This is a genomic window from Leifsonia sp. fls2-241-R2A-40a, assembly GCF_030209575.1.
Classification (GTDB): Bacteria; Actinomycetota; Actinomycetes; order Actinomycetales; family Microbacteriaceae; genus Leifsonia.
This window is the reverse complement of record NZ_JARVRS010000001.1, coordinates 1,978,774-2,000,672: the sequence shown is the minus strand read 5'-3', so window position 1 is coordinate 2,000,672 and position 21,899 is coordinate 1,978,774. Positions and strand designations below refer to the sequence as shown.

The 21,899-nt window shown below is 70.3% G+C and carries 24 protein-coding genes; 17 read left to right on the top strand and 7 right to left on the bottom strand.

Annotated elements, in window-relative coordinates; genetic code table 11:
* Nucleotides 1-19: 19 nt before the first annotated feature.
* The 9 genes from QRN40_RS09980 (at nucleotide 20) to QRN40_RS09940 (ending at nucleotide 8,073) form a co-directional block, all read left to right on the top strand.
* Nucleotides 20-1,084, top strand: coding sequence for an LLM class flavin-dependent oxidoreductase (locus QRN40_RS09980; RefSeq protein ID WP_285115459.1), 1,065 nt, complete (start codon nucleotides 20-22; stop codon nucleotides 1,082-1,084).
* The gene (locus tag QRN40_RS09975) at nucleotides 1,081-1,740 is read left to right on the top strand and encodes a cysteine hydrolase family protein (protein ID WP_285115458.1); all 660 of its coding nucleotides are present in this window, start codon (nucleotides 1,081-1,083) and stop codon (nucleotides 1,738-1,740) included. The genes QRN40_RS09980 and QRN40_RS09975 overlap by 4 nt, the downstream gene beginning before the upstream one ends.
* Nucleotides 1,737-3,071, top strand: a complete 1,335-nt coding sequence (locus QRN40_RS09970; protein WP_285115451.1) for an NtaA/DmoA family FMN-dependent monooxygenase — start codon at nucleotides 1,737-1,739, stop codon at nucleotides 3,069-3,071. The genes QRN40_RS09975 and QRN40_RS09970 overlap by 4 nt, the downstream gene beginning before the upstream one ends.
* Nucleotide 3,072: 1 nt before the next feature.
* On the top strand, nucleotides 3,073-4,830 hold the full coding sequence (locus tag QRN40_RS09965) for an MDR family MFS transporter (protein WP_285115450.1): 1,758 nt from the start codon (nucleotides 3,073-3,075) through the stop codon (nucleotides 4,828-4,830).
* Entirely contained in the window at nucleotides 4,830-5,333 is a 504-nt protein-coding gene (locus QRN40_RS09960; RefSeq protein ID WP_285115449.1) for an NAD(P)H-dependent oxidoreductase, read from the top strand. The genes QRN40_RS09965 and QRN40_RS09960 overlap by 1 nt, the downstream gene beginning before the upstream one ends.
* Nucleotides 5,330-5,830, top strand: a complete 501-nt coding sequence (locus QRN40_RS09955; protein WP_285115448.1) for a flavin reductase family protein — start codon at nucleotides 5,330-5,332, stop codon at nucleotides 5,828-5,830. Before QRN40_RS09960 ends, QRN40_RS09955 begins: the two co-directional genes overlap by 4 nt.
* 111 nt (nucleotides 5,831-5,941) lie before the next feature.
* Nucleotides 5,942-7,225 (top strand): glycosyltransferase, encoded by a 1,284-nt coding sequence (locus QRN40_RS09950; RefSeq protein WP_285115447.1) that lies wholly within the window; start codon nucleotides 5,942-5,944, stop codon nucleotides 7,223-7,225.
* Between the two features lie 160 nt (nucleotides 7,226-7,385).
* Nucleotides 7,386-7,802: a DUF7144 family membrane protein gene (locus QRN40_RS09945; RefSeq protein WP_285115446.1), complete on the top strand. Its 417-nt coding sequence runs from the start codon at nucleotides 7,386-7,388 to the stop codon at nucleotides 7,800-7,802.
* Between the two features lie 115 nt (nucleotides 7,803-7,917).
* Complete coding sequence (locus tag QRN40_RS09940) at nucleotides 7,918-8,073, top strand: hypothetical protein (protein WP_285115445.1); 156 nt, start codon at nucleotides 7,918-7,920, stop codon at nucleotides 8,071-8,073.
* A 57-nt stretch (nucleotides 8,074-8,130) separates the two neighbouring features.
* Here the strand turns inward: QRN40_RS09940 and QRN40_RS09935 are convergent, their stop codons facing one another.
* Together QRN40_RS09935 and QRN40_RS09930 are read right to left on the bottom strand one after the other, a co-directional pair.
* The gene (locus QRN40_RS09935) at nucleotides 8,131-9,282 is read right to left on the bottom strand and encodes a peptidoglycan-binding domain-containing protein (protein ID WP_285115444.1); all 1,152 of its coding nucleotides are present in this window, start codon (nucleotides 9,280-9,282) and stop codon (nucleotides 8,131-8,133) included.
* A gap of 79 nt (nucleotides 9,283-9,361) precedes the next feature.
* A complete protein-coding gene (locus QRN40_RS09930) occupies nucleotides 9,362-11,077 on the bottom strand; it encodes a SulP family inorganic anion transporter (protein WP_285115443.1) in 1,716 nt (571 codons plus the stop codon).
* Nucleotides 11,078-11,226: 149 nt separating this feature from the next.
* Here QRN40_RS09930 and QRN40_RS09925 point away from each other — a divergent pair, with 149 nt between their 5' ends.
* From QRN40_RS09925 to QRN40_RS09890, 8 genes are all read left to right on the top strand, one after another.
* Nucleotides 11,227-11,775 (top strand): hypothetical protein, encoded by a 549-nt coding sequence (locus tag QRN40_RS09925; RefSeq protein WP_285115442.1) that lies wholly within the window; start codon nucleotides 11,227-11,229, stop codon nucleotides 11,773-11,775.
* Between the two features lie 6 nt (nucleotides 11,776-11,781).
* On the top strand, nucleotides 11,782-12,906 hold the full coding sequence (locus QRN40_RS09920; protein WP_285115441.1) for a DUF4331 family protein: 1,125 nt from the start codon (nucleotides 11,782-11,784) through the stop codon (nucleotides 12,904-12,906).
* The gene (locus QRN40_RS09915) at nucleotides 12,906-14,246 is read left to right on the top strand and encodes a Dyp-type peroxidase (RefSeq protein WP_285115440.1); all 1,341 of its coding nucleotides are present in this window, start codon (nucleotides 12,906-12,908) and stop codon (nucleotides 14,244-14,246) included. The genes QRN40_RS09920 and QRN40_RS09915 overlap by 1 nt, the downstream gene beginning before the upstream one ends.
* Nucleotides 14,247-14,270: 24 nt before the next feature.
* Nucleotides 14,271-15,134, top strand: a complete 864-nt coding sequence (locus QRN40_RS09910; protein ID WP_285115439.1) for an enoyl-CoA hydratase/isomerase family protein — start codon at nucleotides 14,271-14,273, stop codon at nucleotides 15,132-15,134.
* 38 nt (nucleotides 15,135-15,172) lie between these two features.
* Nucleotides 15,173-16,249 (top strand): sulfite oxidase, encoded by a 1,077-nt coding sequence (locus QRN40_RS09905; protein WP_285115438.1) that lies wholly within the window; start codon nucleotides 15,173-15,175, stop codon nucleotides 16,247-16,249.
* A gap of 7 nt (nucleotides 16,250-16,256) precedes the next feature.
* Nucleotides 16,257-17,339, top strand: coding sequence for a HoxN/HupN/NixA family nickel/cobalt transporter (locus tag QRN40_RS09900; RefSeq protein ID WP_285115437.1), 1,083 nt, complete (start codon nucleotides 16,257-16,259; stop codon nucleotides 17,337-17,339).
* Nucleotides 17,336-17,797 (top strand): GNAT family N-acetyltransferase, encoded by a 462-nt coding sequence (locus QRN40_RS09895; protein ID WP_285115436.1) that lies wholly within the window; start codon nucleotides 17,336-17,338, stop codon nucleotides 17,795-17,797. Before QRN40_RS09900 ends, QRN40_RS09895 begins: the two co-directional genes overlap by 4 nt.
* Nucleotides 17,798-17,908: 111 nt before the next feature.
* On the top strand, nucleotides 17,909-19,336 hold the full coding sequence (locus QRN40_RS09890) for a DHA2 family efflux MFS transporter permease subunit (protein ID WP_285115435.1): 1,428 nt from the start codon (nucleotides 17,909-17,911) through the stop codon (nucleotides 19,334-19,336).
* Here QRN40_RS09890 and QRN40_RS09885 read toward each other — a convergent pair.
* The 5 genes from QRN40_RS09885 to QRN40_RS09865 form a co-directional block, all read right to left on the bottom strand.
* Nucleotides 19,308-20,168 carry a CHAP domain-containing protein gene (locus QRN40_RS09885; RefSeq protein WP_285115433.1) on the bottom strand — a complete coding sequence of 287 codons (861 nt, stop codon included), beginning with the start codon at nucleotides 20,166-20,168 and terminating at the stop codon, nucleotides 19,308-19,310. The two genes, QRN40_RS09890 and QRN40_RS09885, sit on opposite strands and share 29 nt — an antisense overlap.
* Nucleotides 20,161-20,331: a hypothetical protein gene (locus QRN40_RS09880; RefSeq protein WP_285115432.1), complete on the bottom strand. Its 171-nt coding sequence runs from the start codon at nucleotides 20,329-20,331 to the stop codon at nucleotides 20,161-20,163. The genes QRN40_RS09885 and QRN40_RS09880 overlap by 8 nt, the downstream gene beginning before the upstream one ends.
* A gap of 83 nt (nucleotides 20,332-20,414) precedes the next feature.
* Nucleotides 20,415-20,885 carry an SRPBCC domain-containing protein gene (locus QRN40_RS09875; RefSeq protein WP_285115431.1) on the bottom strand — a complete coding sequence of 157 codons (471 nt, stop codon included), beginning with the start codon at nucleotides 20,883-20,885 and terminating at the stop codon, nucleotides 20,415-20,417.
* Between the two features lie 9 nt (nucleotides 20,886-20,894).
* Nucleotides 20,895-21,542: a dihydrofolate reductase family protein gene (locus QRN40_RS09870; RefSeq protein ID WP_285115430.1), complete on the bottom strand. Its 648-nt coding sequence runs from the start codon at nucleotides 21,540-21,542 to the stop codon at nucleotides 20,895-20,897.
* 1 nt (nucleotide 21,543) lies between these two features.
* Nucleotides 21,544-21,882 (bottom strand): ArsR/SmtB family transcription factor, encoded by a 339-nt coding sequence (locus QRN40_RS09865; protein ID WP_285115429.1) that lies wholly within the window; start codon nucleotides 21,880-21,882, stop codon nucleotides 21,544-21,546.
* Nucleotides 21,883-21,899: the final 17 nt, after the last annotated feature.

The following is a 21,899-nucleotide window of genomic DNA, read 5'->3' as shown; positions in this document are numbered from 1 at the left end:
CCCCAGCGAAAGGCGCTCAATGCCCGCGAAAGACTATGGGATCTTCCTCCCGATCGGAAACGGCGGCTGGATGCTCTCCACCACCGCCCCCCACCCCGAAGCCACGTACGCCTGGAACAAGCGCGCGGCCGTGCACGCCGAGAACATCGGCCTCGACTTCATCATGTCGATGGCGAAATGGCGCGGCTTCGGCGGGACCACGGATCACTGGGGCCGCTCATTGGAGTCGATGACCATGATGTCGGCGCTCGCCGAGGCGACGGAGCGGGTGCAGATCTGGGCCACCATGCATGCCAACGTGCACAACCCGGCAGTCGCGGCGAAGATGTACGCCACGCTGCAGGACGTGTCCGGCGGCCGCGCGGGAATGAACATCGTCAACGGCGCCTACGCCGGGGAGTTCGAGCAGTTCGGGATCTGGGACGCGACCCTCAGCCACGCGGACCGATACACGATGACCGAGCTGTGGACGGAGGCGGTGACCCGGCTCTGGACCGAGGACTCCGTCACCATGCGCACGCCGTACTTCGAGCTCGTGGACTGCGAGTCGCGTCCCCACCCCTCGTCCACGCCGACCATCATCAGCGCGGGCAAGTCGGAGGCCGCCCGTGCCTTCCAGGCTCGGTTCGCCGACGGGGCCTTCCTCGCCGGCGACAGCCTGGAGGAGATGAAGGACCTCTCGGCCGACGTCCACGCCCGGGCGGCGGCGAACGGGCGGGTCTGCAAGACCTACTCGATGCTCACCGTCGTCCAGGCGGAGACGGACGCGCTCGCCGAGGCGAAGGTGAAGGAGTGGGGCGCGGGCGTCGACCGGGAGGCGCTGGCGAACATGCGCGCGTCGTGGGGCGTGCCCGAGGACCAGGCCCGGGCCTGGGCGTCGGGCGCGGTCGGGGAGGCGGCCTTCCAGACCGCCTACGTGGCCGGTTCTGCGGACACCGTCACCGAGCACATCCAGTACATCGTCGGCGAGGCGGACCTCGACGGCCTGATGCTGATCTTCCCCGAGTACGACCAGGACATGGTGCTGTTCGGCGAGACGGTCCTCCCGGCCCTCCGGGCCCACGATGCGGGCGGCGACCGGTGAGCGCCCTCCGCGATGCGCAGCTCGCTCAGCTGACCCGGCCGGGCACCACGCCCGCCCTGGTCGTCGTCGACGTCCAGCGCGACTTCGGCGACCCGGCCGCGCTCGGCGCCTACGGGCTGACCGAGGAGGTGGTCGCCGAGCTCGACGCGACGGTGACCCGGATCGGCGCCCTGGTCGACGCCGCCCGCGAGGCCGGCGTCCCGGTGGTCTGGGTGGAGCTGGGCAGCGACCCGGCGCGCCCGTGGCGCTCCAGCAACTGGCTGCGCGAGGGCGACTACGATGCACCGATGGCCCCGACAGAGCCCTGCATCGTGGGCTCGGCGGGTGCGGAGTGGTACCGCATGCAGCCCGCCGACGGCGAGCTGCGGGTCGTCAAGCGCGGCTACAGCGGCTTCCTCGGGACCGACCTCGACCAGCGGATGCGCTCCGCCGGCTACGACTGGCTCACCATCGTGGGCCTCACCAGCGAGTGCTGCGTCGACGCCACCGCGCAGGATGCGATGCAGCTCGACTGGCCGGTCGTGGTGCCGCGGGACGCGACGGCCGCGTACGACCTGGCCGTGAACGAGGCGGCGCTGGTCCAGCTGGAGCTCAATGTCGCCGTGCTCTCGGACAGCGACGAGGTCGTCTCGCTCTGGAAGCGGGTGACCGCATGAGCGGCATGCATATCGCGTACGACCTCTCCTTCACGCACACCGAGGGCCGCTGGGCGCAGCCGGGTTCGTGGGTCGGGCAGCAGTTCCCCGACGTCCGCATGTACCTGGAGGTCGCGAAGACCGCCGAGCGCGCCGGCGTCGACATGCTGTTCTTCGGCGATGGATCGGGCATCCCGAGCACCTGGCGGGGGAGCATCGACCCGGCGGTCGAGTGGGGCATCCAGTGGCCGAGGCAGGACATGTCGCCGGTCATCGCTGCGATGTCGATGGTCACCGAGAAGATCGGCTTCGGGCTCACCTACTCCTCGACCTTCATGCACCCCTTCTATGTCGCCCGCCTCCTCAACTCGCTCGACCACGTCACGGGAGGCCGGATCGCCTTCAACGTCGTGGCGTCGAGCCGAGGGGCCGACGCGGCGAACTACGGCTACGCCCAGCTCATCGACCACGACCTCCGGTACGAGCGGATGGAGGAGTTCATCCGCGTGTGCAGGGCGCTGTGGGACTCGGTCGCCCCGGATGCGATCATCCGCGATGCGGCGACCGGGCGGTTCGCCGACCCGTCGAAGGTGCACCCGATCGACCACGACGGCGAGTTCTTCACGGTGAAGGGGCCGCTCGCCTCCGTACCGAGCCCACAGGTGCACCCGCTGATCGTGCAGGCCGGCAACTCGCCCCGCGGCATCGCGGGCTCGGCGTCCTTCGCCGACCTCGTCTTCGGGTTCGGCGGCAGCCTTCCCGGCCAGCAGCGGCACCGCCGGATGCTCGACGAGGCGCTCGTCGCCGAGGGGAGGGATCCGGCGAAGGTCGGCATCCTCTGGGCCACGCAGGCGATCGTGGGTCGCACCACCGCGGAGGCGATGGCCCGGCGGGATGCGGTGCTCGACTTCTGGACGGAGGAGGCCGTCGGCGCGATGCTGTCGCACAACGCCGGGTACGACTTCTCGACCCTGCCGGACTCGTTCCGGCTGGGCGATCTCCGCGACGAGATCGTGGCGGCCCAGGCGAGCCCTGCCGGTTTCGTCGGCTCGCTCGTGGCCGAGCTCGGTGAGGACCACACCCTGACCCGGGCGGAGTTCTTCACGCACGGCTTCGGGGCTGCGACCGGGCTGGACCACACCATCGTCGGCGACGCCGCGACGGTGGCGGACGCCCTGCAGGAGAACTTCGCGCAGACCGGGTCGCGCGGCGGGTACATGCTGTCGAGCCCGCTGTCGATGCCGTCCGGCCTCGCCGAGCTGAGCGAGCTGCTCATGCCCGAGCTCCGCCGGCGCGGGGCGCTGGCGCCGCGCTATCCCGGGTCGACGCTTCGCGAGAATCTGGCGGTCTGAGATGAGCGGCGCGGTGCGGCGGTCGACCGCGGACTGGCTGGCCCTGAGCAGCCTCTGCCTCGGTTTCTTCATGCTCCTGCTGGACAGCACCATCACCTCGGTGGCTCTGCCCGCGCTGATCACGGGCCTCGGCACCACGGCCACCCTCGCGATCTGGGTCAATAGCGGCTACCTCATCGCCTACGCCGTCCCGCTGCTGATCGCGGGCCGGCTCGGCGATCGGTTCGGCCGCCGGCGGGTCTACCTGATCGGGCTTGCGGCGTTCACCGTCGGCTCGGTGCTGTGCGCGCTGTCGCAGGACATCGGCTCGCTGATCGGCTGGCGCGTCGCGCAGGGGGTCGGGGCGGCGCTCATGACTCCGCAGTGCCTGACGATCATCCGGACGCTGTTCGCCCCGCCGCGGCTCGCGATCGCCCTCGGGATCTGGGGTGCGGTCGGCGGAGCCGCGACAGTCGCCGGGCCGATCCTCGGCGGGCTCCTTGTCGGGGCCGCAGGCTGGCCGTCGATCTTCGCGGTCAACCTGCCGATCGGTCTGGTCACCGCTGTCGCGGTCCTGCGATGGGTGCCGGTCTCCGAGCGGCATCCGGCGCGCATCCCGCTGTGGGCGATGGCGGGCAACGCGCTCGGCGGATGCGCACTGGTGCTCGGGATCCAGGGCACCGATGCCGCATCGCCCACCGTTGCGGGGGTGCCGCGGTGGCTCCTCGTCGTGGTCGGCATCATGCTCGTGGTCGGCGTGGTGTGGGTGCAGCGGCGGTCGGGCGACCGTGCGCTGCTGCCCGTCGCGTTGCTCCGCCGCCGCGGTTTCGTCACCGCGTCCTGGGGCGCCGCCGCCGCTGCGTTCTGTGTCGGCTCCGCGCCCATCCCGCTGATGCTGGCGCTGCAGGCCGAGCGCGGGCTGAATGTCGTCACGGCGTCGGTCGTCCTGGTGCCGATGGGGCTGGTCTGCCTCGTTGCTGCGCCGTTCTCCGCACGCCTCAACAACACGGTCGGCCTACGGGTGGTCGCCGTCATCGGCGGCGCGGCGCTGGTCGCCTCCATCGGCGGCACGGCGGCGCTCGTCTGGGCCGGGGCGCCGCTGTTGGCTATCGCCGCCGTCTTCGCCCTGTTCGGGATCGCGAACTCGTTCCTGTGGTCGCCGTTCTCGATCGCGACGGTCAGCTCGGTCGAGCGGTCGTCGATCGGCGCGGCGTCCGGCGCCTTCAACGCGATGAAGCAGCTCGGTGCCGTGCTGGGGAGCGCCGTGACGTCGGTGGTGCTCGCGGCGACCGGCACCGCCGCCTCGCTCGCCGCACTGGCGGCCGTCGGCGTGGTGAGCATCGTCGCCGCGGCCCTCCTGCCGGCGCGCCCGGCGGCCGACGACGTCCTCGTGGGCACCGTCGTGCCGGGAGCCGGGACCGGGCACGACCTCGGCTTCCCCACCGCCAACCTCGATCTGGAGGACCCGGCCCGCTCGCCCGCCGACGGCGTGTACGTCGGCGCCTTCCGGGCCGAGACCTGGCGGGAGCCCCGGCCCGCGCTGATCTCGGTCGGCAGCAACGACACCTTCCCCGGCCGGGCGAGAACCGTCGAGGTGCACGTCCTCGACTTCGCAGGCGACCTGTACGGCCGCCGCGCCGAGCTCACCCCCGGGCTCCTCCTCCGCGCCCAGCGCGCCTTCGGCACCGCGGAGGAGCTCATCCAGGCGATGCGGGACGACGAGCGGGACGCACGCTCCCTGCTCCGCGACCGCGAATCAGACGAAAGGACGAAGGCCTGATGGTCACAGCAGCAGTCATCGTGGGCAATCCCAAGCCGCAGTCGCGCACCCGCGACGCCGCCGAGCGCCTCGCCGCAGCCCTTGGCGCGCGAGCGGAGACGATCGAGGTCTCCGAGCTGGGCCACGGGCTCCTCGGCTTCGGCGATCCGCTCGTCCGGGAGGCTGTAGCCCGGGTGCAGGAGGCGGACCTCGTGATCGCCGCGTCGCCCACCTTCAAGGGCACGTACTCCGGCCTGCTCAAACTCTTCCTCGACCAGTTCGCGACGGCCGACGGCCTCGCCGGACAGGTCGCGGTGCCGTTCATGCTGGGCGCCGGCCCCGCCCACGCACTCGCTCCTGAACTCAGCCTCAAGCCGGTGCTCGTCGAACTCGGCGCGGTCTGCCCGGCCCAGGGCTTGTACCAGCTGGACTCCCGGTACCCGGAGGACGGCACATTGGACAAGTACGTCGCGGCTTGGGGCGCCGCCATTCAGGCGTCGCTCGGCGAGGGGCGATCGCGATGACGATGACGTACGACTTCACGACCGATCCGGACGAGATGCGGGCCGCATTCGCGGGCTTCCCCTCCGGGGTGGCGGCGCTCGCCGCAACGATCGCGGACGAGCCCGTGGTGATGATCGCGTCATCGTTCTCGGTCGGCGTCTCCTTCGATCCCCCGATGGTGTCGTTCGCTGTGCAGCGCAGTTCGACCACCTGGCCGGACCTGGCGGCTGCGCCGACGATAGGAGTGTCCGTCCTGGGAGCAGACCACGCGGGGAAGACGAGCCAGTTGGCGTCACGGGACAAGCAGAGCCGGCTCCGCGGCGTACGCAAGGCCGAACTGCCGTCCGGTGCGGTGTTCCTCGAAGGCTCGCCCACGTGGTTGGAGTGTGTCGTCGAGCACACCTACCCGGCCGGCGACCACGACATCATCGTGCTCCGGGTCCTGTCCCTGATGAGCGACGAGCTACCGGCGCCGATCGTGTGGCACCGGCGCAAGGTCAAGGTACTGCTCGAGTGATGGGCCAGGAGCATCACGGTTGATCAGCGCGCGGTCTCGCTGGAGTCTGTCGACGGTTGAGCGCACCACCGCTCTAGCGCCGTCCGGCCCGAATGCCTCACCATGGCTGCCATGGCAGAGGTGATGCTCGCGGTCATGCCGTTCTCCGGCCACGTCGCGCCGATGCGGGCGGTAGCACGCGCCTTTTCTGCGGCCGGGCACCGGGTGCGCGTGTACACAGGGTCGGCCCACGCCGACGCCTTCCGCGCCGACGGGGCGGAACCGGTGCTGTGGATGAGGGCGCCGGACTTCGACGAGAACGACCTGTCCCCGACGTTCCCGCGGCTGCGCGGCCGGAAGGGGCCCCGCCAGCTGATCGTGAACGTCGAGGACCTGTTCGTCCGGACGGGAGCCGCGCAGTGCGCCGACCTGACGGCGTCCTTCGACAGGCGGCCTTGGGATGTCCTCGTCGCCGACGGTCTCTCCCTCGGCGCGCATCTGGCCGCCGAACGGACCGGCACTCCGCGGGTCACGGTCGCGCTCGTCCCCCTCGCGACGCCCTCCCCGGGTGCTCCGCCGCCCGGCCTGGGCCTGCAACCGGCGACGTCGGTGCTCGGCCGCCTGCGAGACCGCGCACTCTGGGCGGCGCTCTCGGCCGCATCCCGCCCGATTCAGCGTGCGTTCCACGAGCAACGCGCGCTCGCCGGCCTTCCACCGACGGCACTCACCTTCCAGGAGGCGCTGTACTCGCGCGATCTGGTGTGCGCCAGCGGCGTCGAGCAACTGGAGTACCCCCGGCCTCAGTGGCCGGGGCGGATCGTCTGGGTCGGCGAACTCGCAGACCATGCCGGGAGCGGCATCCCGGAGCCCGCGTGGTGGCCGGAATCGCTCGCGGACCCGCGTCCGGTGGTGCACGTGACGCAGGGCACCCAGAATGTGGATCCTGCCGACCTCATCCGGCCGACATTCGCAGCGCTCGGACGTCAATGGGTACAGCTTGCCGTCGCGACCGGAGTGCGCGGGAACAGCGAGTTGCCGTTCCCTGCGCCGCCGAACGCCCGCGTCGCAGACCTGCTCCCGTACGATCGGCTGCTGCCCCGCGTCGACGTGATGGTGACCAACGGCGGGTGGGGCGGCGTGCTGGCAGCGCTGCACCACGGCGTCCCTCTGGTGGTCGCGGGCGGAGACCTGGACAAGCCGGAAGTCGCAGCCCGCGTCACCTGGGCCGGCGCCGGGATCAATCTCCGCACGGGAACACCGTCTCCGCGTGCGATCCTGCGCGCGTGGCGGCGGGTCTCCGGCGGGGACGCCTACCGGACGGGCGCCGAACGCATCGGCGAGGCGCTCCGCCAGCATGACGGACCCCGTGAAGTCGTCGAACACACGGAGGCCCTCCTCGCGTCAGCCCGCCGGTAGGGCGAGCAGGATCGTTCAAGGAATCCCCCACTCGACACATCGCCGACCAAACCGGTCAGTGAGCGAAACGGTGTATAGCCAACCCCCGTCACATCACTGCATCATGCGGGCTACAGGATGAGGGCGCGCGTCGAGATCCCGCCCGGAGAGGTTGGTAGTGATGTCTCAGACACAAGCTCATGCCGCCAGCGAGAGGACCGGCTGGGTGGGCTGGATCTACTTCGCAGGAATCCTTCTCCTGCTCGGCGCGGCCATCGACATCTTCTACGGGATCATGGCGATCGTCGGGCCGAACACCGCCTACTTCGTCGGCCCGCAAGGCAGGGCGGCATCGTTCGACGTGGCCGGCTGGGGCTGGTGGTCACTGATCGTCGGTCTGGTGATGGTCGTGCTGGCGTTCTTCCTGCTCACCGGTCGGGCCTGGGCGCGCATCGTCGTCGCGATCGTGGTCGCGATCAACGCGGTCAGTCACGTGATGTCGCTGCCCGCGCAGCCCTGGTGGTCCCTCGTGATGATCGCGCTGGATGTCCTCGTGATCTACGCGGTCACCGTCCACGGCCGCGAAGTGCGCTCCTGAGCGCGCCGGCCGGACGAGACAGTCGGGAGGGGATGTCATGGCGATCCATGCAGCTGTACAGCACCAAGCGCACCCCGATGAGTCGGCACCTGTCCCGTATCTGCGGTGCGGGCAGATGATCTCTCTGGTCCGCTGGGACCGAGTGGCCGGCGACGGGAAGTACACGACCATCCTGGTCGAGTACGCGGGCCGTGACGAGGCGACCTGGCAGGTCATCGCGAAGGGCCAGCCGATGATCCTCGACCGCGTCGAGTGGGCGATCTTCACGTAGCGGGCCGGTCCCCGGGCCGCTGACGGCCCGGGGACGAAGGGCCGCCGGTCGTCGTGCTCAGCCGGATGAGCCGGAAGGGCTCGGGGTAGCCGTAGGCGCCGGCGCTTTCGCCGCGGCGAGGGCCTGGTGAAAGGCGTTGACGGTGACGGCGTCGACGACACCGGTCGGAGGCAGGCCCAGGTCGCTCTGCAGGGCTTTCACCGCGTCGGTCAGCGCCGGACTCCAGACCCCGTCGATCGGCCCGGTCCAGTATCCGGCGAGCTTCAACGTCTGCTGAAGCGCGGCCGTCGTCGCGGTGTCGCGCTGCGCGGCCGCGCCGCCGAGCGCGGCGAGCTGAGCCTGCAACGCGGCAGCGGTCGCCTTGTCCATGGCACCCGTGACCGTGAGCCCATGCGCCTTCTGGAGCGCCTCCACCGCGGCGGTCGTCTCGGGGCCGTAGATCCCGTCCACCGCGCCGGAGTAGTAGCCCGCCGCGGCGAGGTCCTGCTGGACCGCGGTCACGTAGGACGCCACCGCAGCCTGCGCCTTCTCGGCCTCGTCGCCGGTGAGGCATCCCGCGTCGGCGAACAATCGCAGCCAGGCGAATTCGAGAGCGACCGCGGCGGAGTTGAACCGTTGCGACGCGTCGGCGAGGGGGGTTTCGTCGGTGATCGACTCCTGTGCGGCTGCGAAGTCGTCCTCCGCCTTCTTCACCCGGTCGACGGTCGCTGCCGGAACCAGCGGCGTAGCGGTGGGACCAGGCGAGGCTGCACTGGGAGCTGCGGCACTCGGAGAACCGGTGGAGCCGGACTTCGCGGCCTCGAGGGCCGCCTGGGCCTCGGCCAAGTCCTGGCGCGCGGCAGCCAACTCCGCATGGGCGTCCACCGCGGCCTGCGCGCCGTCGAATGCCGCATCCCGGGGCTTGGCCAGGTCGGAGCCCGCCTTCCGGACGTCGCCGACGGTCGGAGCGCTCTCGGCCAGCACATCCCCATACCGATCCAGCGCGCGGATGTAGGTCTCGCTCGCCTGGCAGAATGTCTGAGCCGACGTGGACGCGGTCGCCTCGGCCTCCTTCACCGCCTTCTCCTTGGCGGTCACCTGAGCCTGGGCGCGGTCGAGCTCGCTCGTGCCGGTCGCGCATCCGCTGAGGGCCAGCGCGGCGCCGAGCAGAAGCGACGTTCCGACGGCCGGCACACCCCACGGCGTGCCGTGCCTTGTGACATGAACCATCACACCTCCATCGCCTCGGGCACAGGAGCCCGTGTCCCCGCGAGTCGCACGATGACACGCGGCGACAGCGCTTGGGAAGTCACTCGCGATCGGGGCCGTCCTCCGGGTCCGACACCTCCGCCTGGACTGCTCGATGGATGTTGCCGTGGATCCTCTGCGCGCCCAGCTGCTCGATGACACCGTCGCGTTCGAGGACGGCGCGGGGGCCCGGCTTCAGACGGGTGAGGCGGAGGTTGACGTTCGCGTCGCGGGTGAGGGTCACGATGTCCGCCATCGTCGCGGCCCCCTGGGAGTCGATGAAGTTGATCCCGCCGCAGTCGATGACGATCCCGGTCAGCTCCGGGTTGTCGTGGATGACCTGGCGGAGGCGGTCCTCCAGAGCGTCGGCGGTGGCGAAGAAGAGCCCGCCGTCGAACCGGACCACCGCCACGCCCGGCACCATCTCATCCCCCGGATGCGACTCGACCTCCCGGAAGACCTGCGTTCCCCGTTCCCGTGCGAGGGTCGGCATCTCGGGGTGCGTCGCCACCGCGACCAGCCAGATCAGCGAGAGGACGATCCCGATGATGACGCCGGCCAGCACACCGAAGACCAAGGTTGCGAGGAGCGCGACGACGGCGATCCAGAAGTCGACCCTCTTCACGCGGAACAGCCGCCGCATCTCGGGGAAGTCCATCATGCCGGACACGACCGCCTCGATGATCAACGCTCCGAGGACCGCCTTGGGCAGGGAAGAGAACAGCGGTGCAAGGAACAGCAGCGTGAGCAGGACGGTGACTCCCGAGGTCAGGGAGGCCAGACCGGTCTTCGCTCCCGAACGGTCGTTCAGGGAGCTCGCGGACAGGCTCGTCGAGACCGGCATCCCCTGGAAGAGACCGGCGGCGATGTTGGCGAAGGACTGGGCGAGCGACTCCTGGTTGATATCGATCTCGTAGCGGTGCTTGGCGGCGAACGTGCGGGCGTCCCCGGCCGTCTGGGAGAACCCGATCATCACCAGCGCCACCGCCGCGAGCGCGACGGTGCCCGCGTGCTCCCACAGTTGCGGACCGTTCGGGAGCTGAGGCACCGGGAGCCCGCGCGGCACATCGCCGACGAGGGCCACGCCCTTGTCGCCCAGGTTGAACAGCGCGGCGGCCAGCAGCCCGCCCACGACGAGAACGAGCGCACCGGGGATCCGCGGCGCGACCAGCCGGAGTCCGAAGACGACGACCAGCGAGATCACGCCGACGAGCACGGTCGTGCCGTGCGCATCCCCGAGGGTCCCGAACCACGACCACAGCTCCTGGATCGGGTTGGAGCCGGTGGTCTTCGTCCCGGTGAGCTTCGGAAGTTCGCCGATCACCACATCGATCGCCGCACCGAACAGGAACCCCGTGACCACGGCTCGCGAGAGGAACTGCGCGATCCACCCCATCTTGAAGACGGCGAGCAGCAGGAACAGGATGCCGGAGGCGAGCGTGATGCCGGCGACGAACGACGCCACATCCTGCTCGCCGGCGATGCCCGCCGCCAGCACGGCGCTGGCGGCAACGGCCGCGAGACCCGAACTGGGACCCATCGAGATCTGTCGGCTGGTGCCGAAGATCGCGTACAGGATGGCTCCGGCGGCCGCCGCATAGAGGCCGTTCTGCAGAGGGATCCCCGCGATGCCCGCGTAGCCCAGGTTCTTCGGGACGATCAGGGCGGCAACCGTGACACCAGCGATGACATCACCGCGCAACCACCCACGCTGATACGAACGAAGCTGGCCGAGGAGCGGCACCCGGGTCGGCCCCTGACCATGTGTCGTGGGCATGGGCACTTCATACCGCAACAGGGGCCTCGTGAGACAGACACCAAACGGCCGCGGAGGCGCATCGATGACAGCCGCAGATGCTCCCTAGCCGAGGTGAGCCTCACGGGCGCATGATGCCCCCAACCGGGAACTCGAGCAGGGAGAACGCAATGACTGTCACCGAAAACGCCGCGTCGGATCCGGGTCTCACGGTCGGCCCGACCAGCGAATTCAGCCTCTTCTTCCGGGTGAAGGAGGGCGAGTCGCAGGCGTTGCGTCAGGCGTTGAGCGATCTTCAGCAGACCCCTGGATACCGACCTGGCGACTACGACGTCGCCATCAAGACCATCCATGAGGCACGCTTCGTGCTGTTCGACGACGACACGCGCCTGCTCTTCGTCACCAGCTTCGACGGGCCGTGGGACGCCTACATGGACGACTTCTTCAACTCAGGACCGACGCTGGCGCTCTTCGACGTCATCTTCCGGCACACCGAGGGCTACGAGGGCCTGCCGGACCTCGCGACGGAGAAGCAGTTCATCCTCGGCGCCCAGGAACGCGCCGCCGCCTACGCCCGCAACTACCCCGGAACGGTGAAGCAGATCCGCAAGGCGCTGCGGGTCGCCGCCGCGTTCCAGGAGGTGCTCGACCACCCCGACGCCGCCGCTGCCCTGGAGCATCCCGCGCTCCGCCCGCTGCTCGACGAAGCCGCGGACTGACCCGGCATGTCGGATCACATCTCCGGCCCCCGGGCGATCTCGAACCCCATCGCGGACATCACCGACGTCTACGCCTTCCCGAGCCCCGAACGGCCGGACGCCCTGGTCGTGGTGATGGACACGCTCCCGTTCGCGAAGCCGACGGACGCGTTCTCGGAGGGGCTGATCTACCGGTTCCGCTTGCGGCCGCTGGCCCCGAACACGGACGACGGCGCGCCGTTCACGCCCGGGGAGCGGGAGCTCCGCTTCGACTGCGTCTTCGAACCCCCCTCCCGCTCGGAGGACGGCACCTTCACGCAGACGGGTCGCATCACGACGCCGGCGGGCGAGGTCGTCGAGTTCCGCGTGAACGACGAGGCCGGCAGCGCGGAGCACGGCGTCCGAGTCTTCGCGGGAGTGCGGTGGGATCCGTTCATCCTCGACGCCCCCGCGGCCCTCAAGACGATCGCGACCGGCGCACTGGCGTTCACCGACCCCGGGGCGATCTTCATGGACGGCAAGGATGTGCTCGGCCTGGTCGTCGAGATCGATCGCGCCCTGCTGGGCGACGGCCACCTGTTCGGTGTGATCGCCGAGACCCTGACCCGCGGCGTCTTCACCGTGCGGATCGAGCGGGTGGGGCGTCCCGAGGTGAAGAACATGCTGCTGGCGCCCAAGCAGTTCGATCAGGTCAACCGGGACATCGAGCTCCGCGACCTGTACAACATGGAGGACGGCTTCCACCTCGAGGACGGTTATCTCAGCGCCTACCGCGCACGGCTCGATGCGAATCTCGCGTTCTGGGACTCCCTCGACGGGACCGTCGACTGGCCTCCGGTGGACGGACGGCATCCGCTCACCGAGCTGGTGCTCGCCGACTACCTCGTCGTCGATCTGGACAAGCCGTACCAGGAGGCGGGCTCGTTCCTGGAGATCGAGCTCGCCGCGATGAAGGGTCGTGAGCACACGACCTGCGGCGGGAGAGCCGTGAACGACGACATGATGGACACCTTCTTCACCACCTTCATCAACGCCGGCAACGGCCCGACCATCCGGGACGGCGTGGATGCGTCCTCCCGGCCGGCCTCCCGCACGTTCCCGTACCTGGCTGAGCCGAACCCCGAGCCGCCCGAGAAGCCGGAGCACCACTGATGCCCGGGACGGAGGAAGTCGTCCTCGAGCTCGACGACATCCAGAGCGGCGCGCTGCACGAGAGGCCGTCGCCCTACGTCGCGACGTACGTCCTGCTGCGCATCGACGACCGGGCAGCCGGCCAGGAGCTGGTGCGGAGGCTGGTGCCGTTGGTCGACTCCGGTGTCCCGTCCGACGACCCGAGCCGTGACGCCTGGATCACCGTCGCGTTCACCTACCAGGGGCTTGCCACACTCGGAGTGCCGCAAGAGTCCCTCGACTCGTTCTCGCCGGAGTTCCGCGAGGGCATGGCGGCACGCGCCGCCCACCTCGGCGATGTCGGCGAGAGCGCCCCTGAGCACTGGGAGCATCCGCTCGGGACAGCCGAGGTTCACGTCGCCATCGCCGTGCTCTCCCCCGACCGGGCGCGGCTGGAGTCAGTGGCCGAGCGGGCGCGCCGTGCCCAGCAGGAGTTGCCCGGGATCACCGTCGTCTGGCGGCAGGACGCCTACCAGCTCCCCACCGGACGCACCTCGTTCGGGTTCAAGGACGGCATCGGCCAGCCTGCGGTCGAAGGCAGCGGGCGCCCGCCGACCAACCCGCACGAGCGGCCGCTGAAGGCCGGCGAGATCGTGCTGGGCTACCCCGACGAGACGGGCGAACTCCCTCCGATGCCGACGCCGGACGTCCTCGGCCGCAACGGCACGTACGTGGTGTTCCGCAAGCTGCACACCAAGGTCGCCGACTACCGTCGCTACCTGCGGGAGAAGGCCGCCGACCGCCAGGAGGAAGCCCTGCTGGGCGCCAAGATGGTCGGTCGCTGGCAGTCCGGTGCACCGCTCGCCGTCTCCCCCGACGCGGACGACCCCTCCCTGGGCGCGGACCCGCACCGGAACAACGACTTCACGTATGGCGACGACCCGCGGGGTTTCCGCTGCCCCGTCGGCGCGCACGCCCGCCGTGCCAACCCGCGGGATGCGCTCGAGGGCGACGGCAGCGTCGACGTCCGCCTCCACCGGATGATCCGGCGCGGCACCAGCTACGGCCCCGAGCTCCCCGAAGGCGTCCTCGACGACGACGGGGTGGATCGCGGCATCATCTTCGTCTTCGCCGGGACCCACATCCGCCGGCAGTTCGAGTTCGTGAAGACCCAGTGGCTGAACGACGGCATCTTCATCGGCGCGCCGGACCAGGCGGATCCACTGGTCGGCTCGGCACGCGGACCCAGCGACTTCACCATCCCGCACCACCCCATCCGGCGACGGCTGACCGCGGTCCCGCCGTTCGTGGTGACCCGCGGCGGCGAGTACTGCTTCGCGCCGAGCCTGTCGGCGATGCGTTGGCTCTCCGAGCTGCCCTGACCTGCCCGAACCGAGGAGGATGCGATGACCGATACGGCTGGAATCGGCCGGTGGAAGAACCTCGACTTCCCGCTGCCGCCCGCGGACGCCGAGGAGCCGGCCTCGTCGGTGCTGTCCGAGGACCACGACGGCGGCCGGATCGTGCTGCTGACCCTCAACCGGCCGCACGCGGGGAACGCGATCACGACCGAACTGGGCGCCCGCCTCACACGGGCCCTGGAGGACGTCGCCGTGCGCACCGAGGTGCGGGTCGTCATCCTCACGGGCGCGGGCGACCGCGCGTTCTCCATCGGCAGCGATCTCCGGCAGCGCAACCGGATGACCAAGGAGGAGTGGTTGCGACAGCGGCAGGACTTCGACCGCACCCTGTACACGGTGCGGCAGCTCCGCACGCCGATCATCGCAGCGGTCAACGGCGTAGCCTACGGCGGCGGCTCGGAGCTCGCGCAGAGCTGCGACTTCATCATCGCCTCCGAGAGCGCGTCGTTCGCGCAGCCGGAGGCGATGCTCGGCCTTGCCGCGGGCGGCGGCTCTCCCGTCTTCCTGCCGCGGCTCCTCGGGCGTGGCCCGGCGATGCAGATGCTGCTGACGGGCGACCCGATCAGCGCCGCGGAAGCTCATCGGCTCGGCATGGTCAACGAGCTGCATCCCACCGGAGCGCTGCTCGACGCCGCATTCGCCATCGCGCGGAAGATCGCCGGGAACTCCCCCACCGCGGTCCAGGCCGTCAAGCGCGCCGTCCAGCTGGGCGAAGGGCAGCCGGTCGAGCAGGCCATCGCGATCATGATGGACGCCCACTGGCGGACGGCGATCCATCCCGACCGCGCCGAGGGCATCGGCGCATTCAACGACGACCGCGAGCCCGACTTCCGGGACGCGGACTTCTGATCGCACGGACATCCCGAAGGCACAGAGAAGGAGCACCGATGGACACGGAACAGTTGCGCGAGGACCGCGCAGCCCTGCAGCTCATCAACCCGGCGCCGTACAACGCGGAGGCACCGCCGGAAGCACTGGCGGGCGGGATCACCCCGATCGCACTCCACTACGTGCGCAGCAATTTTCCGCTGCCGGAGCACGACGGCACGCTCTCGATCGGGGGTGCCGTCGCGAACCCGCTCACCCTCACCCTCGAGGATCTGAAGGCGATGCCCGCGCACGAGCAGGCCGTCACTCTGGAGTGCGCGGGGAACGGCCGGCTGCAGATGCGGCCCCTGCCGACGGGAGAACCGTGGGGGGACTACGCCGTGTCCACGTCCCGCTGGCGGGGCGCCCGCCTCAGCGATGTGCTGGCGATGGCGCAGCCGGCCGAGGGCGGGGTCGAAGTGCTCCTCACGGGCGCCGACCACGGGGCGTACCACCTGACCCCAGTGCTTGCAGACATCGACCGCGAAGACCTGAGGTTCGAGCGCGCCCTTCCTCTGCCGCTCGCCGCGGATCCCGCGTCCGACATCCTGATCGCCTATGAGATGAACGACGAACCCCTCCCCGTCGACCACGGAGCCCCGTTCCGGTTGATCGTCCCGCGCTGGTACGCCGTCACGTCGGTCAAGTGGCTCGCACGCATCGACGTACTGACCGATCCGTTCTCGGGCGAATTCCAGACGGGCCACTACATGTACGAGTGGCCGGATCGGCCGCCCGAGCGGGTGGACATCATGCGCGTGCGCGCCCGGATCACCTCGCCCGCGCCCGAAGCGGTCATTCCGGCGGGTCCGTGCCTCGTGCGAGGGAAGGCGTGGGCAGGCAGAGGCCCCATCCAACGCGTCGAGGTCAGCCTGACCGGGGCCGGCGAGTGGTACCCCGCCGACCTGCATCCGCCGACGGGACCCTACCAGTGGCAGGAGTGGACCTTCGAGTGGGACGCATCCGACGTCGGCCGGCACACCCTTCGCGTTCGCGCCACCGACTCCGCCGGGAACGTCCAGCCCGAGGTGCCCGAGTGGAACCGGCTGGGGTATGGGAACAACGCGGTCGAGGTGATCTACGTCGACGTGGTTTGACCCGCACGTGCCGGTCTGGATGATCCGTCGGGATGCGGGCTCGCCGCGGGGTGCGGCGGGCCCGGTCGGCGCGATGGCGGCCGCCATCGTCCTGCTTCATCTCGCCGGAGCGACTCTGCTCCTCACGGGCACCGGGCGCCCCGATCGGGGTGCGGCGTGGGGGCTGGCGCTCACCGCCTACACGCTCGGCCTGCGCCACGCCTTCGACGCCGACCACATCGCCGCCATCGACAACACGACGCGGGCACTCCTGGCCGGGAGGCGCCGCCCGGTGTCCGTCGGCTTCTGGTTCTCGCTGGGGCACTCCACCGTCGTGTTCGGCCTGACACTCGCGCTCGCGCTGGGCGCTCACGCCCTGGTCGGGGCCATCCGCACGGACTCCTCGACCCTTCATCAGGTGACCGGCGCCGTCGGGACGACGGTGTCGGCGGTGTTCCTCTACGCCATCGCCGCGGTCAACCTGGTCGCACTGCTCGGCATCATGCGAAGGATGCGCGACGCTTCCTCCGGAGCGGAGCCCGCAGAGCAGCCCGACCAGGTAGGCGGCGGACCGCTCGTCCGGGTCTTCGGCCGGGCCGTGCGGTGGGTTCGCCAGCCGTGGCAGATGTTCCCGCTCGGGCTGCTCTTCGGTCTCGGATTCGACACCGCCACCGAGGTCGGGCTGCTGGCCGTTGCGGCGACCAGCGCGGTCGCCGGCCTCCCCTGGTACTCGCTGCTCGCCCTCCCGCTGCTCTTCGCGGCCGGGATGTCGCTGCTCGACACGGCCGACGGACTCATCATGCGCTTCGCCTACGGGTGGGCACTCCGCGAGCCCGGGCGCCGCCTGCGCTACAACCTCACCGTCACGTCGCTTTCCATCGGGGTGGCACTCGTCATCGGAACGGTGGAGCTCCTCGGCGTGGTCGGCGGGCGGCTCGATTCCACCGGGCCGCTCTGGAGCTGGGCCGCGAGCCTCGACCTGAACGCCGTAGGGTTCGGCGTGGCGGGGCTGCTCATCGTGGTGTGGCTCGCCGCAGTCGCGGCCCAGCGGCTGACGCGCGGCCGGGACGTCAGGCTGCGCCGGCGCCCGCTGGCTAGATTGAAGGGATGACGATCGAGTTCCGGCGGGCAGACTTCGACGATGCGCGGCTGGGTTCGTTCCTGCAGGCGTACCTCGACGAGCTGGCGCCGACCGCGCCACCCGAGAGCCGCCACGCCCTCGACTTCAGCGCGCTGCAGCGCCCCGGTGTGCGGCTCTTCGTCGCGTACGAGGGCTCGGACATCGTCGGCACCGGTGCTCTCGCGGTCATGGAGCCGGGCCACGAGGAGCTCAAAAGCATGCGCACCGATCCCGCGCGCCGGGGAGCCGGGATCGCCTCCCGGATGCTGTACCACCTCCTGGCCGACGCGCGCAGCCGACGCGTCCGCCGCATCTCGCTGGACACCGGCAGCATGGACTTCTTCCGGCCGGCCAGAGCCCTCTACCGGAAGGCGGGGTTCGAGGTCTGCGACCCGTACGGTCGGCACGTGCCCGACCCGAACACCGTCTACATGACGCTCGCGCTCTGAGGGACTCCGGGCTGCGACGGAGAGCGCGCATCCCTGTCACAACCGCGCCACCTTTCCGGTCAGAGTTGGCGGCGACCCGTGTGGGCGCCGCCGACCTGACGAAGGAAGACCATGACCGCCCCTACGACAAGGCAGCTGCGGACCGTGCTGACCGTTGCCATCCTCGCGACCTTCATCGCCTTCCTCGACGGCACGGTCGTGAATGTGGCCCTGCCGGCCATCGGGCGGGAGCTGGGCGGCGGCCTCGCCGCCCAGCAGTGGGTCGTCGACGCCTACCTCCTCACCCTGGGCTCGGTGATCCTGCTGGCGGGTTCGCTCTCCGACCTGTTCGGGCGCAAGCGGGTCCTGTTCTGGGGACTCGTGGGGTTCGCCGTCGCGTCCGCAGCCTGTGCTCTGGCCCCGACGGCCGCGTTCCTGATCGTCGCGCGCGGCGTGCAGGGCATCGCGGGGGCGCTGCTCGTCCCGAGTTCGCTGGCCCTGATCCTCAGTTCCTTCGTCGACGGGAAGGCGCAGGCGCGGGCCATCGGGGTCTGGACGGCCGTCACGAGCATCGCGAGCATCGCGGGGCCGGTGATCGGCGGCGTCCTGGTGGATGCGCTCTCCTGGCGGTGGGTGTTCGGGATCAACCTGTTGCCGATCGCCGTCACCCTGCTCCTCCTGCGCGGCCTGCCCGCCGGGGCCGAGCGTTCCCACGGCACCCGCATCGATTGGACGGGCGCCGTGCTGGGAGTGGTCGGTCTGGGCTTCCCCGTCTACGCCCTGATCGAGCATCCCCGGTTCGGGTGGGACTCCCCCGTCATCATCGGCTCGCTGGCGCTGGGACTCGCGGGGCTGGTCGCGTTCGTCGTCTGGGAGCGCCGATCCGCCCAGCCCATGCTCCCGCTGGGCATCTTCCGCGAACGGGACTTCTCGGTCGGCAACGTCTCGACCGCGTTCGTCTACGGCGGCGTGGCCGTCGGCACCTTCGCGCTGAGCCTGTTCCTGCAGCAGGGCGCCGGCTACAGTGCGACGCTCGCCGGGTTCGCCATGGTGCCGTCGAGCATCCTCCTCATCGCGCTCTCCGCGTTCTTCGGGCGCCTGAGCGGACGGGTCGGTCCGCGCGTGATGATGACCGTCGGGCCGCTGGTCGCCGCCGCCGGCTTCGGCCTGATGCTGCGGATCGGGAACGACGCGGACTACCTCACTGAGGTGCTGCCGGCAGTCGCGGTGTTCGGTCTGGGGATGGCGATCACCGTGGCCCCGTTGACCGCCACGATCCTGGGGGCGGTCGACCGGTCACGCTCCGGGATCGCGTCCGCGGTCAACAACGCGGTGTCCCGGATCGCCGGGCTCGTGGCCATCGCGCTCGCGGGGTCCGTGGGCGGAGCGACGCTGGATGCGGGCAGCTTCCACCAGCTCGTGGGCGCGGCCGCGGTGGCGGTGGCCGCCGGGGGCATCGTGTCCGCGGTGGGCATCCGCAATCCTCAGGCGGCCGTCGGGACGCCGGCGCTATCGCCGGTCCGTCGCACGCCTACGAGTGCGCCGCCAGCTGGTTCGTGAAGGCGGAGTCCTTGCCGAGGGCGAAGTCGATCAGCTTGCGGAAGCGGTCGGGTTCGATCCCGGCGCTCATGGCCTGCTCCACAGTGTCGGCCGTCTGGTAGTACAGCTGGTTCCAGTTGCGGGCCTGAGTGATGCCGCCGTCGGCGTCGGCGTTCGCGTACAGGATGTTGTTGCTGGCGCGGTCCCAGAAAATCACGACGAAATGGGGGAGACCCGCGGGCGGGTTCGGGCAGTAGTACAGCCGTCCGCGCCCCTCCCGCCGGATCGCGGTCTTCTCGTTCTGTCGTGACTGGTTGACCGCGTTGACCGCGTTGTTGACGGCGGCGTCCACGATCTGCTGGAGGTCGCTGAGGGAGGCCATGTCGAACTCGTCTCCTTGCCCCGGCGAGCCGAGGTACGGCGGCCGGATGTAACTGAGGATGTACCGCGCCGAGCGGGTGCGGTCGCGCATATCGTCGCCGGGGTTCGAATTGGTGCCACGAGAGGTGACGACGGAACCGTCGGGCGAGACGGCGACCGCGATCTCGGTGTGGTCGTAGTCGCCGTCGCCGTTCCAGTCGAACCCGATCACATCGCCGCGCTGGATGCCTGCGGAGCCCTCGTGGTAGACACCGGCGTGGGCTCCCCAGTTCTGGATCTGCGACACGAACGTGTAATACGGGTTGTCGAACGAGTTGAGACCGAAGAGGTAGAAGCTGACGCAGGCGGCGCAGTCGTCGTAGGTGCTGTTGCCGCTCGGCCACCAGGGGTTCGGCCAGGTGATCCCCCAGGTCCCGGGGGAGCCCATCGAGGCGAGCATGTCATCCATGCTCCGCGGAAGCAGGTCAGGCATCGCGCGGGACCTCCTCCCCGAAGCTGGAGCTGATCGCGGGAGGCGCGGGCGTGCGGTCCGCGTCGAGCGGCGGGAGCGGATAGCCGTCGTCGTCGACGCGCCGGTTCGAATCACGAGGGACGGGAAGCGGCTCGTCCTCGGGAGTATTCGTGGCGTCGGTCATCGCATCCCCCTTGTCTGGTGTGTCGGGGTGCGAGGCGATGGTAACGCCGACGAGGATCCTGCGGAAAGACGGTTCCGGGCCTGCTACCGCTGCCGGGCGAGGTGGCGGCCGAGGGTGTCGAGGAGACCACGGGTGCCCTCCTCGCGGTTGATCCCGTCGGCCCAGAACCGGTCGAAGAAGACGCCGTGCTCGACGTGCGTGAAGCGGGTGCCCTCCTCGATCGGCTCGAACTCGAACGACGCGACGGAGGTCGACATGTGCTCGCCGTCGAGCCACATGTCGTAGGTCGCGACGATGCGGACGCCCTCGACGATGTCCGTGTAGATTCCGACATACCGCGAGACCGGGCCGTTGTGGAACGTGCCCTCGGCGACGTCCTGGCCGCCGACACGGAAGTCGAACGCCCACTCCCCCGCGTCGAAGCCGTCGCCGGTGCCGAACCACTCCAGCTTCTGGTCCTCCTCGGCGAAGGCGGACCAGACGCGGTCCACGGGGACGGGGTAGTCGCGGGTCAGGGTGAACCCGGCGCGGGCGAGGCGGCGTTCGATCGTCATGGGGAGGTCCTATCGCGAGAAGGTGACGTGGATGGTGCCGCTCTCGGCCACTTCGCTCGTCACGTCGTGGGTGCGGTCGAGACCGGCCAGGTCGTCCCAGACGCGCGCTCCCCTGCCGAGCAGGATCGGCGCCACCATGACGTGCAGGTCGTCGACGAGGCCGGCGCGGAGGAACTCGCGAGCCGTTCCGATCCCGCCGCCGACGCGGACATCGCGGCCGTCGGCGGCGTCGACGGCCTCGGCGAGCACGTCCTGGATGGATGCGTCGCGGAAGTGGAACGTCGTCCCTCCCTCCATCGGGATGGACGGACGCGGCGCGGTGTGCGTGAGCACGAACACCGGGGTGCCGAACGGCGGCCGGTCGCCCCACCACCCCTTCCAGTCGGGGTCGTCGGGGTAGGCGTGCAGGCCGAACATCGTCGCGCCCATGATCTCAGCGCCGATCCCCTCGAAGAACGCGGCGGCGTGCGCGTCGTCGAGACCCGACGTGCCGGCTCCGCTCGTGTCGCCGAAGATCCGCTCGCGGAAGGTGCGGGTCGCGGCGTAGGCGGCCGTCAGCCGGCCCCAGTCGTCGCCCATCGGGTTGTCGGCGGTCGGTTCGGGGACGGCGGTGAAGCCGTCCAGCGAGGCGAACAGGGAGATGCGTACGCGGGTCATGTCAGGTCTCCTTCGGGGTGGTGCGAGTGAGGTGGATGCCGAGACGGTCGGCTTGGCGCTCTGCCGGGGTGCTCTGCTCGCCCAGCCAGAGGTGGAGCACGTCGAGTGCGCCCGGGCGCAGGCTGACCGTGCGGACCCGTCCGTGCTTCTCGGACGTGATCACCCCCGCCTTCTCGAGGACCCCGAGGTGCTGCAGGAAGGACGGGAGCGCCATGTTGAACGGCTCCGCGAGCTCCGAGACGACGGCAGGCGAGATGACCAGCCGTTCGACGATGGCCCGGCGGGTCGGATCCGCGAGGGCGCGGAGCACCGCGTCCAGCTCATCCGAATACCTAGGCATGTGCCTAAGTATTGACC